At 45.6% G+C, this 16,754-nt stretch carries 2 protein-coding genes and 1 pseudogene; all 3 read right to left on the bottom strand.

From position 1 onward, the window contains the following. Positions 1-11,231, bottom strand: an 11,231-nt coding sequence (locus tag ACKPQ4_RS09300; protein WP_407680906.1) for a DUF2341 domain-containing protein, incomplete at its 3' end; no start/stop codon positions are given. A gap of 110 nt (positions 11,232-11,341) precedes the next feature. Further along, positions 11,342-16,072: a LamG-like jellyroll fold domain-containing protein gene (locus ACKPQ4_RS09295; RefSeq protein WP_407680905.1), complete on the bottom strand. Its 4,731-nt coding sequence runs from the start codon at positions 16,070-16,072 to the stop codon at positions 11,342-11,344. Then, positions 16,026-16,754: pseudogene (locus tag ACKPQ4_RS09290) on the bottom strand (hypothetical protein); the annotation flags it as partial. The pseudogene ACKPQ4_RS09290 and the gene ACKPQ4_RS09295, both read right to left, overlap by 47 nt.

Raw genomic sequence — 16,754 nt, 5'->3', positions numbered from 1 at the left:
TCTACGATATCTTCTGCTCGATAAATCTGATCAATCTCAATTGGTATTAATATATCGTTATAGATTCTAAAATCATCAATTCTCCCCTTGAAATAAGAGTCATTCAAACTATTCGTTCGTCCGATCAAAAATGGTTCAGTCAGCCCCGTGTTAATATTTGAATTAGTTTCTGCCCCAATCAGTTTTCCATTCAAATAAATCGATATACTACTTCCATCATACAGGTGAGCAAGGTGTGTCCAATTGCTTTGAATCTCCTGTTCGTGAGAGAAAGAGACATTCGATCCAAAATGTTCACTCGTTAATGACAAAAAGTCATTATCTGTAATGCTATGAATGCCCCAAAACCTATCCAAATTATCGTAATTGGTACGCTCGCCATAACCATACAGACCGGGCTTGGTTTTAAGTTGTACTGGGTGAGTCCAGAACCAGAAGGATAGGGTCCTTGGTTGTTTTCCAGTTACTCCAATTTCTTCAAAATTGGGGTTCGTCCATGCAAATGCGGTCGAGCCATCAAATTCAATTGCTTTACCAAGTTTTCCATCCACCCTGCTGGTTTTGCCAGAAAGGTTTGCATGGTTCTCTCCAACTTCATCAACCAGAACAAATCCATCTTCCTCATCCATTGGCCAATGAACTACCAGATTATTAGTTCTGGTTGTTGCGTTGATACGTTTTTGAATTTCTTTGGCATTTCCAAAGTTCAAATATTGAGTGTCAATCGGAGCAAATTGAGGGGGATTAATTTCAATCAAGTGACCCGAACCCAAGCTGAGGGTTCCCCGTTCCAGTGAATTGGATGCGGCTAGAAGAACTTGCCCGCCTTCTGCACCTCCGTTGCCTCCGAGCACTCGGATCATTCCGCGATTATCAATGTTGTTGGCGAAAATATGAACCGCACCCCCAGAGCCGCCACCTCCCGGTTTGGTGGGGTCCTGATCGTTTCTTCCGATACCTCCAGAAGCAGAGATAAGAGAACCTCCATCTAGAACGAAGTCCCCATCTGCAATAAATTTCATTGCTCCTCCTCCGGCACCCGAGCCTTGAAATGAACTTCCACTAGATCCACTACTGCCGGGAACGAGAAACTTTCCGTCCCGATTATAATTAAAGGAGGCCCCGGTTCCGGAATCAAAACTAGTGGCGACAGGTCCGCCAGGACCGTAACCAGGTAAGGCTTGAGAGCTTCTACCACTCCAGGGGTTAAGCACTCCCAAACCACCATATCCATCTGAGGATGAGGCATTTTCACCATCGAGAATGAAATCCGAAGCTATTACAATATTTCCCCCCGCAACCGTTTGAATGATAAGTGGCTTATCTCCACGCAGGATTACTTCGACCTCTGGACCAATATCTACATAGGTGAAAGTAAAGGTACAGACATCGAATATCCAGGGGTCTTTAATACCATGAGTAAAGGATGTAGAAGTGATAACACCCTCTCCGTGTGCTCCTCCTTCGACGAAGAAGCAGCCCGACTTGGTATCAAAAACCAGGGTTCCCGTATCCAGATCGATGGAGGATGCAAAATAATTTTCACCAATGAAAATTGACCCCGGGTTACTCATCCATTCTCCGGACACATCGAGATTGCCGCTATGAATTTCTGCCTGGGCATGTAAGGCGATCCGTCCACCACTGGATCCCCGGGTTTGACTGGTGCCTGATAATTTTACCCCTTGGCCTGATTTCGCCTCAATTCGCCCGAAATTTTCGATCGATTGACCATCCAACCGAATAGAACCACCCGCCCCGGATGCAGAGGACCTAACGCCATTTCCTCCATTGGCAGACACGATGACATTTGGTTCAACTTTTAATTTCCCAGCTGCTTTCAATTGAATGGATCCTCCACCTGCACCTGAGCCATCCTGGCTAGAAGAGCCACCAGAGCTTCCACCAAGTAAATTGCTCAACGATGGATGACCGATCTCACTTGCTCCACCAGAACCAACGGCGCCATGCCCCGCGCCATGGCCCTGTTCAGAGGATTCAGACGGTTTGCCTGGGCCATTCCCAAGTAGTTGGCCAGCTGCTGCCCCATCATATCCACCAAGGATCGCGATTCCACCACTACCACTCACATTTGATGAATGCCCGCCATCTGCACGGATGTCGGCACCCAGAATGAAATCACCGGAGCGTGCTTCCAAAATTAATCCGTTTTCTCCTTTAAGGTTAATAACCAGGCTTCCACCTAATTGAATTTCTTCAAAGACGAAGTGGCAGACTGAGTAAGGCCAAGTAGTTCCATCACTGTGACGGTAGGTTCGATCTTCGATAATTCCATAATGAAGGGTACCATCCGAATGTTCCATGATGCCTAAATTCGTATCTATGGTTAAGGTGCCACTGAATGCAAGCAGGTTAGCCTGTGCGATTAAACGGTCGAAACGAACGCTCCCTCCGGATCCAATGTTCGCTCCTTCGCCTGGATTTGCGACCAGGTTGTCTTCACCATCGTTATTCAAGGTCACTCGGCCACTGAGAAAAATTCTACCACCCGCTCCCCCGTTTGCTCCGCCAGTTACATCGAGCAAAGAATTTGTGGTGAGGGAAAGATCATCTGCCGATAAGCGGATTGATCCACCTGAACCTCCAGCACTTCCACCGATACCGTTACCTCCCAAGGCCAGTATGGAACTATCAATAGTAAGCGAACCATTGGCATCCACTGCCAGAGCACCACCACCACCACCACCAGTGGTATCGACAACAAACCCTCCTCCGCCACTACCTCCGAGCAGGCTTGTAATTTTACCATCTCCATAAGTTCTGCCCGAATTTTGGGTGGGGTGTGAACCGGTCCCTCCATGACCTGCTCCTCCGGGGGCGGATGAGGATGTCCCACCACCAGGGCCTTGACCTCGTTCATTAACTGCACCACCGGCATAACCACCCGGGCTTACCCCAGGTATTGGAAAAATATCCCCGCTTTGTCCTGAAATATCAATGGTACTCCCGAGGTATCCGTCGCCGCTGATCTGAATACTTAATGAGGCATCTCCAGAGACAATAATTTCGAGGTCACCGCTCAAGCGTAATTGATCAAAGGCGAAATTACAGACTTTAAAAGGATAAGCATTTCCCAGTTCATCATAAAAAGTTCTTTGGGAAACCATACCATTCCGCGTATCTCCATTGGTGTGTTCCCAAGTGCCCAGAGTTGTATTGATGAAGAGTTTACCTGTTTCGTAGCTTACCCGGTCTTCAGCAGTGAATTGATCCGTTTGAGGAGCCCAGGAATATCCTCCGTCATTGGAGGCAAAGGTGCGATAGAAATAAGATTCGTTGGGGGATAATCCGCTTATATCCGCTTGGAATTTGCCATCATCAATAACCCAGAATTCAAGTTCTCCCCACTGGTGACCCCATCCCTGGAATTGAGGGAGTAAACGAATAGCCTGAGTATCCACACCATCGAGTGAGAATTCTACCCACTTCCCCTGTTCCACTGGTCCCACAAGTTCTTCAACCGTGCTGAAAAGATTGAAGTTGAGTTCATCATCGGCAGCGTATACCTCAATGGATTTGAGCTCATCATCCCGAGCGAAAGGCTGAAAATAAAGCCTAGCCTTGTTTAATTTCCATGACCGTTTAAAACTGAATGTAATCTGTGGGTCCACTCCGTACCAGGCCGTCCAAGTGGACCGCCATCCATTTTTGGGCTCCAGTCCATCAATTAATTTAGAAGCAGGATAGCTGGCTCCTTTATCATTGGGCTCAGGAATTGCTTTTACCAAAATTTCATCGGGTTCCAGTTTACGAAGACCTTTACGGATTCGTCCTAGACTGACCGAATTTTCCCACATATCCAAATTGGTTCCTCCATCGGTATTTCCCCACAGCAGAGTAATCTCGGCGGATGGTTCAGAAGGAACGGGTTTATCATTTCTAAAGGGATGAGTGGGCAAGAGGTTGGGTTCTAATCCCCATTTATGTGCCAAGTAGCCCTCGATTTCACGAACTGCATTGGTTGGTAATACTTCGTTGAAAACAAGTATTTCTGACAGGTTTCCTTTCCAAAACCGGTTACCGTCAGGATTTTTTGAGAAATTCGAAGCCCGTACTGGGCCGTCTGTGGTAATGCTGATAATCGAAGAAGCTCCGGCGAGGTAGTCCTGTGCGAGTCCATCCTTCCATTGCCCGTTTTCCTGAAATGATCCATTAATAAGGTTGGGGTCAGTCAATCCTTCGAGGTCGGAAAGGTCAAAGTCGTCTATATTTTCAGTGCTTAATTTAAGAAATTTCCAAATGGTGGACTCCCCGGTCTGAAAGCCGTAATTTTGAGAATGTCCGAGTAAAAATCCCCGGTTTCCAGATACCCTTTTGGATACAATAAAGACAGACCTAATCGAATTAATTGCCCGCTCGAAAGTGAGGAAATCATTCCCGTCAAATTGTACGACATTCTTTCCATTTAACCCACCCAGTCTTAGCCCAGGTTGTTTTTCGTTATTCAATTGGGTGGCATGATTTCCATTGCCCGATAGGTCATACAATCCATTTATCGGAGTGGGTGGGAAGTAGGTTGCATTGAATTGAGTTTTATAGGGGTGATCACTCGGCAGTTTATCAGCAAGTCCCCATTTATGAGCCAAATAGCCTTCAAATTTGAGGCGGGTTTCATTCGATGCATCTTCAAGAACAATAAGTTCCCCGATCTTGCCATCAAAGGGCATTTTGCTGCCGAATACACCGTATCCAGTTCCAAGTGATGCAAATGGATTGGTGTCCAAGGGGTATTGTTCGGGGTTGGATATTTCAGTGGCGGATTGTTCGGTACCATTGAAGAAGAACCTGGATGAATTATAATCACTTGCTCTATTCCTACTCCATATCTGAAGGCTGGGTGTGTTTGGTTCGATGGGGGAGTAATTTACTTCGCCTCCATTAAACCTCCAACTTCCCGGAGCGGCAGATAAAATACGGGTGTTTGCCTGCCCCCCGATGTGTAAAAGGGGAGCGGTACTCAACCAGGTATCACTGCCGGGAACACCTAGAAGGTCTAACTCGCCCAACTCAATTTGTTTAGAATTATTAAACTCGTCCTGATTATTGAGAAAGGTAATCCGATAAGTGCTGAAGTTTTGATCGTTTTCAAATGCGATTAATCGATTCTGTTTGGGGCTATCAAATTCTGGAATTAATTCTTCAACGATCGTTGAAAATGAACCATTGTTTTCCAGGCCTTCAAAAAGAAAACTGGAGGGATCTCCCAGGCGTTCATCACTGTTGCTGGAAATAAAGGAAAGTGCAGTTACGCGACCAGGGACGGGTAAATCAATGGTTAAGGTGGACTGGTTACCATCGGGTTGGATATAAGCGGTAGATAAATCCTGATCCACTAAAAATTCTGGTCCCTTAGTCTCTTCATAACCTGTGGGAAAGGCACTGATATTATTATCTTCGCTGTACATACTGACCCGTTGCGAGTCAGTGATGGAAACGGCAAAAATAGAAAGATCCGGGTTTTTGCCTAGGCCAAAACGTGAATTTATGGATAGTGAATCTTTTGCCCCATCAAAATCGACAACCGGGAGTCCATTAATTACATTGGTAATTACCGCCGGTCGGTTGGGTAGGTCTGCTTGAGCAAATTCATTTTGGTTGGCACTGTCCATCCACTTCTTGACGAAGTTTTTATTTATGGTACTCGAATCATTTGCATCGAACCATGCCTGCAGGCTAACCTCATCACTGGGGGACCAATCGGGTGGGGTACTGGCATATGGGTGGCTTGGATCCACACTAAACATTTGAATCCAACGATTGAACAAGTAGCCTTCGACTTTTTGTCTTTCTTCTTCGGAAAGAACTTTATCAAAAGCAATGAATTCACCAATTTCAGCAGTGGAGAATTCACGATTGGTGCCATGCCCACCAAATTGCAAATATTGGGGGAAGTGTTTGTTGAAGTTAGTATTCGCAGCACTTGGGTATTGGGTCACATTCCTGAGATCTAGCCATGCATTGGCGAGATCTTCCGAACCGTCAATATCCGCAGCAACTAAGTGAAATCCATCGTCCCCGGAACTTAAAAACACACCGTTTGGAGGACTTACTGTAAAAGTTAAGTTAGTCGATACCGTAAGACTTCTTGTTATTTCAGTCGCGCGACTAGTCAAGCGAAGCCTGTCTGAGGACTTGCCAAAATTAAAGGTGCTTGGCAATTCACTTGCAATGGCGAGTGCAATCCCATCAAACACATCAGATTTTACCGTTGTGGTTGCAGTGAAATTACAATCAATACCTCCGATCGTTACTTGAAATACTTCATCTATTGAAACCGTAGAAGGTATGAACAGTTCGTGGGCTTCATAAGTTAATCGACTAACTACATTCAAGCTCTCTTTTCCAAGAAGTGAAAATCCGAGAACATCGTACCCAAACCCAAAGGCCCAGTTGTTTTTACTTGATCTATCAGAAATAATGAAATTGTTCTTATACCATTCATCTGCCTGATCAGCCGCGTAGCGGGCAACGGCAAACATAGTGAAGTCCCCTGTGCTGGTATCCCATTTTTGTTGAGTGTAAAGAGAATCCCCGCCGGCTTTCTTATCAGCGTTGGATTGCTGGTCTGTCTCAAATCGAACAACTTTTAACCCAGTCCCGTATCCATAATCAACTAAAGTTGGGTGTCCCTGAGCGATCATGTCATATCCGTTACCACTCTTGTCCATCCACTCGGCAACATCCTCATCACTTAGAGTAATACTGTTGGAATCATTGGCATCCAAATGGAAGACCACTTCCTGGACAAGGCCTGGATGCCAGGGAATCGGGCCGGGTGTATCATTGGCATCATAATTAACCCCATTGGGTGTACTGCTATCTAGCCACAACTGTAAGCCCGGGTAATCCTGAGGTGAAAATTCTCCAGGTTTTAGAATACCCCGACCTGGGTTGATCAGTTTTCCGGTAAGGGAGGCGGTGGACTGACGAAGATTGGCAGGTCCGAGGTTAACTGCAATTGGACTACTGGTCGGTCCCGTAAATCCAACCGGAGTCACACCTTCAGATACAATTTCTCCAAAAGCAGGACGCCCTGCATCCCAAGGGTGGGAAGAAGGTAGTGGGACACCCCATTTCTGACCAAGGTAGCCCTCAAGCAAAAGACGTTCTGATTCCTCTAATTCGCCTTCAAATAAAAGGAACTCACCAATTTGACAGTTGGAGAATTCAATCTGTGCGTTTTGCCTGGTCTGTGCACCGAATGAAATATTTAGAGGAGTAAACCAATAATTATTGGAACCAGTTGGAGATCCTTTATAATAATTTCCAGGCACAGCATCGTTCCAAACATAGGCTCTTGGGTCGGAAGATTTATTCTGGCCCTCATGAACTACTTCGAAAAGATGGAAGTTGTAATCCTTGCTAAATCCCTGGTCTACCCACCCAAGAAAGTAATACCTCCCCATACTTCCACCATGAAGTCCCATCAACCAATTGTCCCAGTTACGACTGTTTGTTGAAGTGCTTGTAATTACTCTGCCGTTAAGGCCCTCGGTGTATCTGCAAACCGCCAATGCCGAGTAGCCCGAGTTTCTCCAGCTTGTTGGAATTGAGTTGGGCTCATTTTGTAGCCAGTCATTTCCGTCAAATTCCACAACCGAAATACCTTTATGACCATCGTGTGCAATCACTGGATTATTGGAGTCGGGGCTTGAGTCAGGAATAGATAAATCTCTCGATGTAGTGGATTTTATGGCTTTGTTTTTCCATGTATCAACTGGAGTGCCAACAGGATTGATTAGTAATTCGGTCTTGTTTTCAGCGAGTAAATCATTGGCATCGAACCAGAGAAAGAGTGAACTGGGCAGATCATCAGGGATCGGGACATAGTTAATGATCGTTTCTTTACCCGTCCACTGAGTACCTGCGAGGTTGGTCGCCATTAGACGAACGAAATAGCGCTGGTCAGCATCCAGTCCTTGCATTTGAAATGAGCCCGGACCAAATCCCTGTTTTCCCAGGTCTAAACGATATTGCCAATCATATAAATTGGTTCCCTTGTCCTCAGAGTCAGCAACCGCCATAAGGCTAGGTTCGTCTCCCCCTGTTGCGGTGACATCGTAGCGCAGTGTCAGGGTGGGTGTGCTGTCGCTAATGACCTCATCTAAGGTAACGATTGGTAGGCCCGCGGTAACTTGCAATGTGATTTGCTGTTCAGCGATGGATTGGTCCAAGTAATAGGCTTCCAAATTGATCGTATATGTACCTGCCTGAACAGGTGTTCCCGAGAGGTTCCCATCTGCCGGATTTATGGTCATTCCACCAGGTAAACCAGATGCGAGGAAAGCAAGAGGTTCACCAGTGGCATCTACAAAAAGCTCGAAGTAAGATTCTGCCGGAGTGGTGAAAATAAGGTCAGGAAGTAAGAAAGACTCTTCCCCTTCAATGGAACCAAGGTGCGGGAAGACTGAGCTTGCTGATTGGTTGTCATACACTGCTTTAATCCAGTCGGAAGAGCGGCTATTACTTGATACCCTGATTTCATCCAGCGCCAAGGGCAGGGTCCCTAAGCCGAAGTGCCATGGAGCAGCACTCGTGCTATTAGGAAATGGATTTTCAGGTAGGTCTTTCTGAGCAACTAAGTTTCCGTTTAAGTATATTTCAAGAAAATCATTTTCATCATCTACTTGGGTAAATAAATGCATCCAACTTGCTGGTTGCAGAGAGGAATTACCCTCTGCTTCAATGGCTTCTCCCCCAGGTATCCGATGAGTCGTTTGCGGCTTCAAACCAAGCAGGTTTAATCTTTCCGTAGGACCATCTTGAAAGACCGTTACCGAGCTTATACGATCGCTTAGGTTTCCATCGAAAGTTAAATGGTAATACTTGATTTGATCCGGGTCTGCTGGATCGATTAATGTCCAGTCCGCGAATATTTCGTTGTCAGACTTTACTTCGAGAGAGAGATTGCTGGCAACGGACCCACTGGGTACTCCATGTGCGAGTAGAAGGTTGTAAGATTCCCCCTCATCTAGGGCAATGGGTTGAGAGGTGGTAATGTCGGAACTACAGGTTGTATAATCGGGAAAAGTTCCACTCCTGTTTTCATCGATCCATAGGGAGGCAAAATCTTCGTCACCGATCTGTATCCGAAACTGATAAGAGGCAGATACGGGCGGACTGAATCGGGTCATTAGAGCAGTCATAAAACCACTGGATCTGGTGATGCCCAAATCAAGGGTTTTGAAATCATCCGCATTTCCAAAACTAATGCCCTGGTTACTTGGCCCACTTTTGATGATGCGCCCACCATCTGGTTCGAGAGCTAGAAAGTTTTCCGGTTTATCGAAATAGGTTGATTGAGGAGTGGTATCGTAACCCAAGCCATAAAACGCCTCGTTGGTTCGTTGTTCCGGGGTGCCGTCCAGCCATATCCATCCCGAAAATGAATATTTATTTAAAGCGAGGTTTTCCAACGAGTCATTGGACGGGGCAGTCAAATAATGATCGGGCTGTCCAAATAATTGCCTGGCTGCACCTGCTAATCCATTAGCCCGGGGAACTCCAAAATCATCAACTAGGTGATTTCGATAGGATGAGGAATCCGTGAGGGTGGATGTACCTGAAGTCGGACGCATGTGCCATACCCCGCGGTAGCCTGAACTCCATACATCTCCGTTTATAGAATATGCCGGAGGGAACTCTGCCAAAGATGGATTACCCCAGTAGGCAGAAAAAGAGGTGTTGGCATCGAGGAAAGGAATTTTCACCCAGGCAACCAAACGATTGGCAGCCAAATCAAAAGTCTCAATTTCATAAGGGTATTCTTTCCCCGTGGTGTCAAAAAAGCGTAAGTCATTACCTGTACTCGAAGCAAATTGCCTTACATTGAAACCACTGACTGACCCATTCATTTCAATGAGCATAGGGAAATCCTCTAAAGTACTGGTCCCCGAATAGTTTGAACAATTGAATTCCATTTGCTTCGAAAAGATCGTGGGGTCAAAAATACTCATCCCAAATGGCTTGGTTACTTTACCCTCATCATTTTGAACGATCACGGTTACCTGATATTGACCGTATTGTACTGGTCTGCCACTTATCTCTCCAGTAACATTATTGATCGATAATCCCGCGGGTAATCCGACAGCTGTGAAGTTTCCTTCATCCGAGGGGAATCTTTCTATCATCGATGAAAAATCTTTTCCGACAAAGGCTTGTAGGTTTTCAGAAGAAAGGATTATAGGAGGTCCATTTACCTGACCAATAGAAATGAAATTCGAACCGTCGGGTCTTTGGTTTGCATATGACGCTCCGATCTTTTGGGGAGACTCGACTTCATCCGATATTCTAACCTCATCAATCATTCCCCGCCAAGCCTCGGTGCCATCTCTCTTTGAACCAATCCTGAATGAATCTACGGAACTTCCAAACGGTCGGGTAATTCCGAAGTATTCGTTGGCAAGGTTCCCGTTAAAGAAAATTTTGGATAGTCCGGAGTCTAAATCGGACTGAAGTACCCAATAATCCCAGCGATCAATTGCACTCTGTGAAGTATAGTCAAAAGAATTTGAATCAAGGTTTCCACTACCGGTGAAAAATTCGAGATTACCTGCTGCAGATGGTAGCTGGACTTGTAGGTGCGTGCCTAAACTTGAGTGTGCGTGGAATAAGGAGTAATTATCTAGTGATTCGTACTGGTTTTGAGCCCAAAAAGAAATATTGAGCGTTTTTGCACCTTCAGCGAAATAAGAAGTATTTGGCAATTCTAGAAAGTCATCAATCCCGTCGAAGTAGAAAGCATTACCAATTACGCCCTTTGGTTTTTCTAGCTTGGAATTTCTGGCAATTGCATGCTGTCCAGACGCGTGGTCTTCTATCCTGTATTCTGGATCACCATCCATTCTCCAAACTGCCCGGTGGTTTTTCCATACGGTGCCATCGCTGGTATAATCCGGTCTGGATGTGACGGCAGAGTTACCCCACTTGACATAAATTGAGGTATCGTTTTCAAGTTTTGGCAACAAGACCCAAAAAGAGGATGTTCCCAGCGGGTTCCATTCAATCAATTCGTAGGCCAATTCACTTGATCGGTCTGCTGAAAGGAAAAGAATATCCCGACCCTCCTCGTCTGCAAATTGTTCATAATTAAATCCCCCAATCGATTCATTTAGTTCAACATAAAGAACAAAGTTTTCAGTCAAACTAGCAGAGCTGTATTCTGTTACATTGAGCTCCAACTCAAAGGGCCAGGGGGAGAAGTCAGTCACTACGAACTGGATTGGTTGGCTGTAGGTTCCCGCATCATTGGTGGCATGCAATACTGAATTGAAGGTACCTCGAACGGATGGCTTACCGGAAATTACCCCATCTGCCTGGCTTAGGCAGAGCTGTATTCTGTTACATTGAGCTCCAACTCAAAGGGCCAGGGGGAGAAGTCAGTCACTACGAACTGGATTGGTTGACTGTAGGTTCCCGCATTATTGGTGGCATGCAATACTGAATTGAAGGTACCTCGAACGGATGGCTTACCGGAAATTACCCCATCTGCCTGGCTTAGAATAAGTCCAGTGGGCAAACCTTCTCCCTCAAACATAATAGCCGGTCGGTTAGTTCCGATCGTGAAATTCAAATCCTGATCAACACCAATAAAGTAGGGACTACTGATTAAAATTTCTGGGCGGTTTTCAAAGGCGGGAGGGTTGATCTTGTAAGGATGACGATCGGTCAAAGAATCTTCCACTGACCATTTGTGAGCTAAATAACCTTCCAGTTTTTCGATTCTACCTGTGTCCAGGGCTTCGTCGTAAATTAAGATTTCTGCAATTTTAAAAGTCCCATGTTCATTAATGCCTGATTGTTCAAGCCCACCGATGATCAGGTCATCATTCTGGGCAGAGGAAGAAAAACCTTCTTCAAGCATGCGGATAATTGAAATGCCATTTACCCGAATTGATCGAAGGTAGGGAGTCTTTTGAAAAGTGAAAACCTGAAACTGTTCTTTCCAACTGGAAGGAGATGTGAGTACATCTTGACCACTGGTACCTGTGATACCATAACTGGGAAGATTGTTTTGATTATTGCGTAAAACCCAGCTGCCCGCATCTGGCCATCCTTTGCTCATTAAGGTTGTATCAGGTGACAAATCCCTTCCTTCCATTACCAATACGAGGGTGCCCTGATCTTCGATATTCAAACTTTTGGATGAATGGGAAGGGTAATCACTAATTCTGAGAAACTGTTCAGACCCATCAAAATGAAGAACAGATTTATCTCCCAGCTTACGGTAAAGTATTGAAGGACCAAACCCATTGCCAGCATGCCGGTCTCCGCCGGACTTATCTCTCCATTCATCGACAATTCCGCCAAACGGTTCATTGGTGTAATCACCGTCGGCATTAATATCTGAAGCATCCAACCAAACCATAAGATTGGTGTCGAGCCAGGTACTGGCAGAATAGGAAAAATTCCCCGTAGTAAACTTCTCAACATCTGATGACCAACTGGAACCAGCGTCATTGAGGGCAAGAAACCTGTAGTAATAATCCTTACCGGTTTCCAGCCCCTCCAATGAGACCGAGAATTCACCGAGTTTCATTGTTCCGAGATCAATTTTAGCATCCCAGGAATATGCTGAGGATGCATTGATTTCTTCGTTTTGCCCTCCATCTTCATCTCCCCAAAAGAGGGTGACCCGGGGTTCCTGTCCGCCAAGGTGTTGGGTTTCAATTAAATCCCCTTGATAGATTTTTGAGATTTCATCAATTCCAATGGCACGGTCATAGACACGCAAGTCATCAACCAGGCCATCAAAAAATTCCAACTGTATTGTTTGAGGAGAATAGGGGGACCTGTTTTTGTAGGGATGGCTGCTGGCCAGTTTGGAGTTGAGTTTCCACTTGTGAGCAAGGTAACCCTCAATTTTTTCACGATCAGTGTCCTGAATCGTTCCACTGACGACCATAATTTCTCCGGTTGTCCAGTCGATACCCCAACCAGTTCTACCTAAGCCTCCGGAACCATGGTTACTTGGCCAGACGAAGGTGCCCATGTTCCCCAATTGATTATCATTGGTTCTGGGGCCATCGAAGACTAGGTTGCCATTCATATAGGCAAGTTGTTTGCCAAGTGCTTTAGAGTGTATCATCGAGAGGACAAATTCCGTACCATTATTTCCCATTGTAAATGTGGGTCGGGAGCTTTCATGCTTCCAAAAGACTGATCCATTATCCCAAGGGAAGTGGTCGTACCACCCGAATCCAAAAGGAAAAATACTTCGCCTCCTTGTGTCCAGTCTGGCAACCATCATGAGGGCAACATTCTGGACCTTTCCTGAGATCTCTCCACCGGCGGTAGCCGGTGTCCAATTTGCAGTCCCATTCTTCTTTGCAGTCATGTGTTCAACATTGTTGCTACTTCGCTTATCAAATCCCAAAGCATTCAAACCATTGATAGACTCTCCAGTATCGGGCTTGTTGGTGCCGTGGCTGTGCATCTTTACCGATGAATTAATCTTGTTGGCCCAAGTGCTTACCTCATTACCGGAATCGATCACAATGGTACTGGAATCCGCAGCATCCAGCCATAAGGTAAGCCCTGGGATTTGCAGCGGTTCAAATGATTCTGTACCAATTCGGTTTCCACCAATGATGTGGTGTGTGCGTTTTAATTTAGGGATTTTGGCACCAGTGTATGAATTGAGAAATTCATTATCTGAATAGAACTTGGTCGTTCCATCCTCATCTATGGTAATGCAAAGATGCTGCCACTGATTAAGTTTCCATAAATTGGAAGCGAGGGTGGATGAGTTATATGTCCCACTACCCGTGGTCAGGTTTCCATCATTATCCATCGAGGATAGAATAATGGAATTAAAGGCATCGCTTCCTGAATGGTTCCCAAAATCAAATGGCCTGGTACCTTCACCGTATTTCCTTGGTTTTATCCAGGCTGAGAGCGACATTTCTCCACCTATTAAGAGAGAATCATTAGGGGCTGGGTAATCACCGTTGCCAGAATTGTAGATGGAGGATACTTCTTCCTCGCTGAGGGTTATTCCATAAACGCGGAAGTCATCAATATATTCGGCAAAACGCTGGTTGCCCCCTTGGTAATTTCCCACTGCGAAAATATTATTACCTGCAGAATCATTGACGGTACCGGCATTGGACCCATCCAAATAAAATGTTGTGGATGAACCATCAAAGGTCGCAGCCAAGTGTTGCCAGGAATTTTGGGAAGTTTCTGGATGCAGATCATATTCTGAATCTTTAAAGCCACCACCAGAACTTATAAATGAGCCCAATCTGTCATTACCATTTGATACAATTATTTGATGGTTGGTGCCCGAACCCCGGGTTAATGTTCTCCATCCATTGGTGAAATCATATAAGCCTTTAAACCAGACAGAAATTGAGTAAGTGTTGGACACGTTATCCAAACCCACCTCAATAGGTGTAGTAATCTCGGCATATGCACCCGTGCTTCCAGTTGGAATGTTTAAGGCAGAAGCCCCAAATTTCTTTTCGGTTATTGAAAACAATGCCCCGTTTTTCAGAGTGGCAATCGATCCTGCCGAGCCCAAGTTCGAGGAGGTGGACCCAGTTTCATCATCGAATGGAAACCACCCTAATAGGTTGTCCTGGCGGGTAACGCCAGAGCTTTGCTGGCCCCCCAGTTCAATGTAGGCAAATTCGTTACCTTCCAAAGACACCGCGGTGCCAAAGTCTATTGAATGGGATGGTTGCCAGGTCACACCACCGCGTAGCCAAGCAACCCCGGAATTCCCAACCTGGTCGAAGGATTCATATCCTTCTCCCTCATCGAAGCTCCAGTAAGCCCGAAGGTCTTGATTAACTTTTGGAGAGGTAAGTTTTACGAGTGTGTCTACCCCTCCGATTGAAGAAATAATCCCCCTTACTTTAACTGATTCTGCTCTTTGCTCTGAAACCGGTAAGGTTAACACATTAGCTTTGGCAACCGTGGTGAAATTACCGCTGGTTTGAGACCACGATGAAAGGTTTTCTGATTTTGCCCTAACACGATAAAAAATTGTATCTCCAGGTTGCCTGCCTGAAATGATGAAGTTTTGGATTCCAATCTGAGTAACCTCGCCAATTTCATAGGACGATTCCCATAATCCGTCTATTTTACCTTGGTCTATTGGCCCCCAAAATAATGTAATTACCGGGGGAGAGGTATCATAGGAAACCAGTTCGTAGGATACGGTGGCATTGTTGTCACTAATTTTGCTAGCGGGTCCGATCTCCACAGTAGGGGGGGCTTGGTTGAGTAATGTTGTGAAGTTTCTCTCAATTCCTGCATCAGACGCGGTAAGCGAGTTCTCTACACGTGCCCGGAAAAAATATGTTTGATTGCTCTCCAATCCTGTCAGGAGAAATGCGGATTTTCCACTTATGGAAACCACGGATGAATTGGTTTCCAGGTTTAAATTTCCTTGGGTTGTACCGTAAGTAAAATCGAGCGTCACATCTTCTCCCCCTGTGCTGTTTACATCGGCGTGCAAAAGGGCAGAAGTAGAACCTACTGCTGTGGCAGCAAGAGTGAATACGGATGGGGACTCAGGTGCGATATTGATAGTAAATGTATCATTGGTCTCTCCAAATCGATTACTCGCTCGGATGTTCACAAGGAAAGTGCCTGCTCTAATTGGACTACCTGAAAGTTTGAGGTTCTCAGTTAAATAAATCCCCTGTGGTAAGCCGGATAATTCATAGGATAGGCCACTAATTAAGCCGAGATCGATATCGGAGATGATTTCCTCAAAAGTGAAGTTGCGGTCCGATAGACCGGGGAGGGCAGGGCTGAGAATCTTGGAAAAGATACCATCCGCGGCCTGTAATTCTTCTGCGAGGTCAACATTTGAGCCTCCCGATACACTATAATTCCCTTCCACTAATGAGCCCTCGGTTATGAGAGTGATTCTTCCACCACCACCCGGGCCTCCACTGCCATTGGCATCTCCTCCCAATGCTTCTATACGGCCGAGGTTCGAAATGTTTGCCGCTTCGATTCTAATCGCACCTCCACTTCCTCCAGCTCCGCTACTTGATGCACGGGAAACTCCTTTCCCTCCATTTGCGTGATGCACGGGAAACTCCTTTCCCTCCATTTGCGGATATTGTGGCATTTGTTTCTAGAGTAAATGATCCCTCAACTAAAAGGGATAGAGCTCCGCCCCCGCCCCCACCATCTGCATCACGTCCACCAGACCTAGCACCTCCTGATCCTCCAACCAAATGAGTGATATTATTGTCTCCATAAATATTGTCATAAGTTCCACTGTTTGCCCCGATCGATCCATATCCGCCGTGACTACCACCGGCACTACTTGGTGGAAAGTCATGGTAACCAATCCCTCCACCGGGACCCATACCACTAAGGACAGAATTTTGGGAAGCAGGAAAATCGGCATTACTAAGCGACCTTCCAGAATTCCATCCCCCTGGACCAGCAATACCCGAATAAATTCCATACTGTCCTGTTTTCCCGTTTAAAGTCAGGTTGGTACCAATTTTTGTATCACCATTGATTTTGAGACGAAGAGTATTTTCCCCTTTAATCACAACAGAAACTTCCGGTCCTAATTCAAGTTTAGAAAACTCAAACTCGCATACCCCAAAACCGTGAGGGAAACCATCGACTGTTATATATTTGTATTCGACTTTCCCTTTTCCTTTTTGCCCAGAACTGTGCATCCATGATCCTGCGGTATCAAATGTTAGGGTTCCTGATTTTAAAATAAGATCATCGTATCGATTGCGTGAGGAATC

Source organism: Candidatus Chordibacter forsetii, assembly GCF_964187505.1.
Taxonomy (GTDB): Bacteria; Verrucomicrobiota; Verrucomicrobiia; order Opitutales; family Seribacteraceae; genus Chordibacter; species Chordibacter forsetii.
Note: the sequence above shows the minus strand (reverse complement) of the source record. Positions and strands in the feature narration are given on the sequence as shown.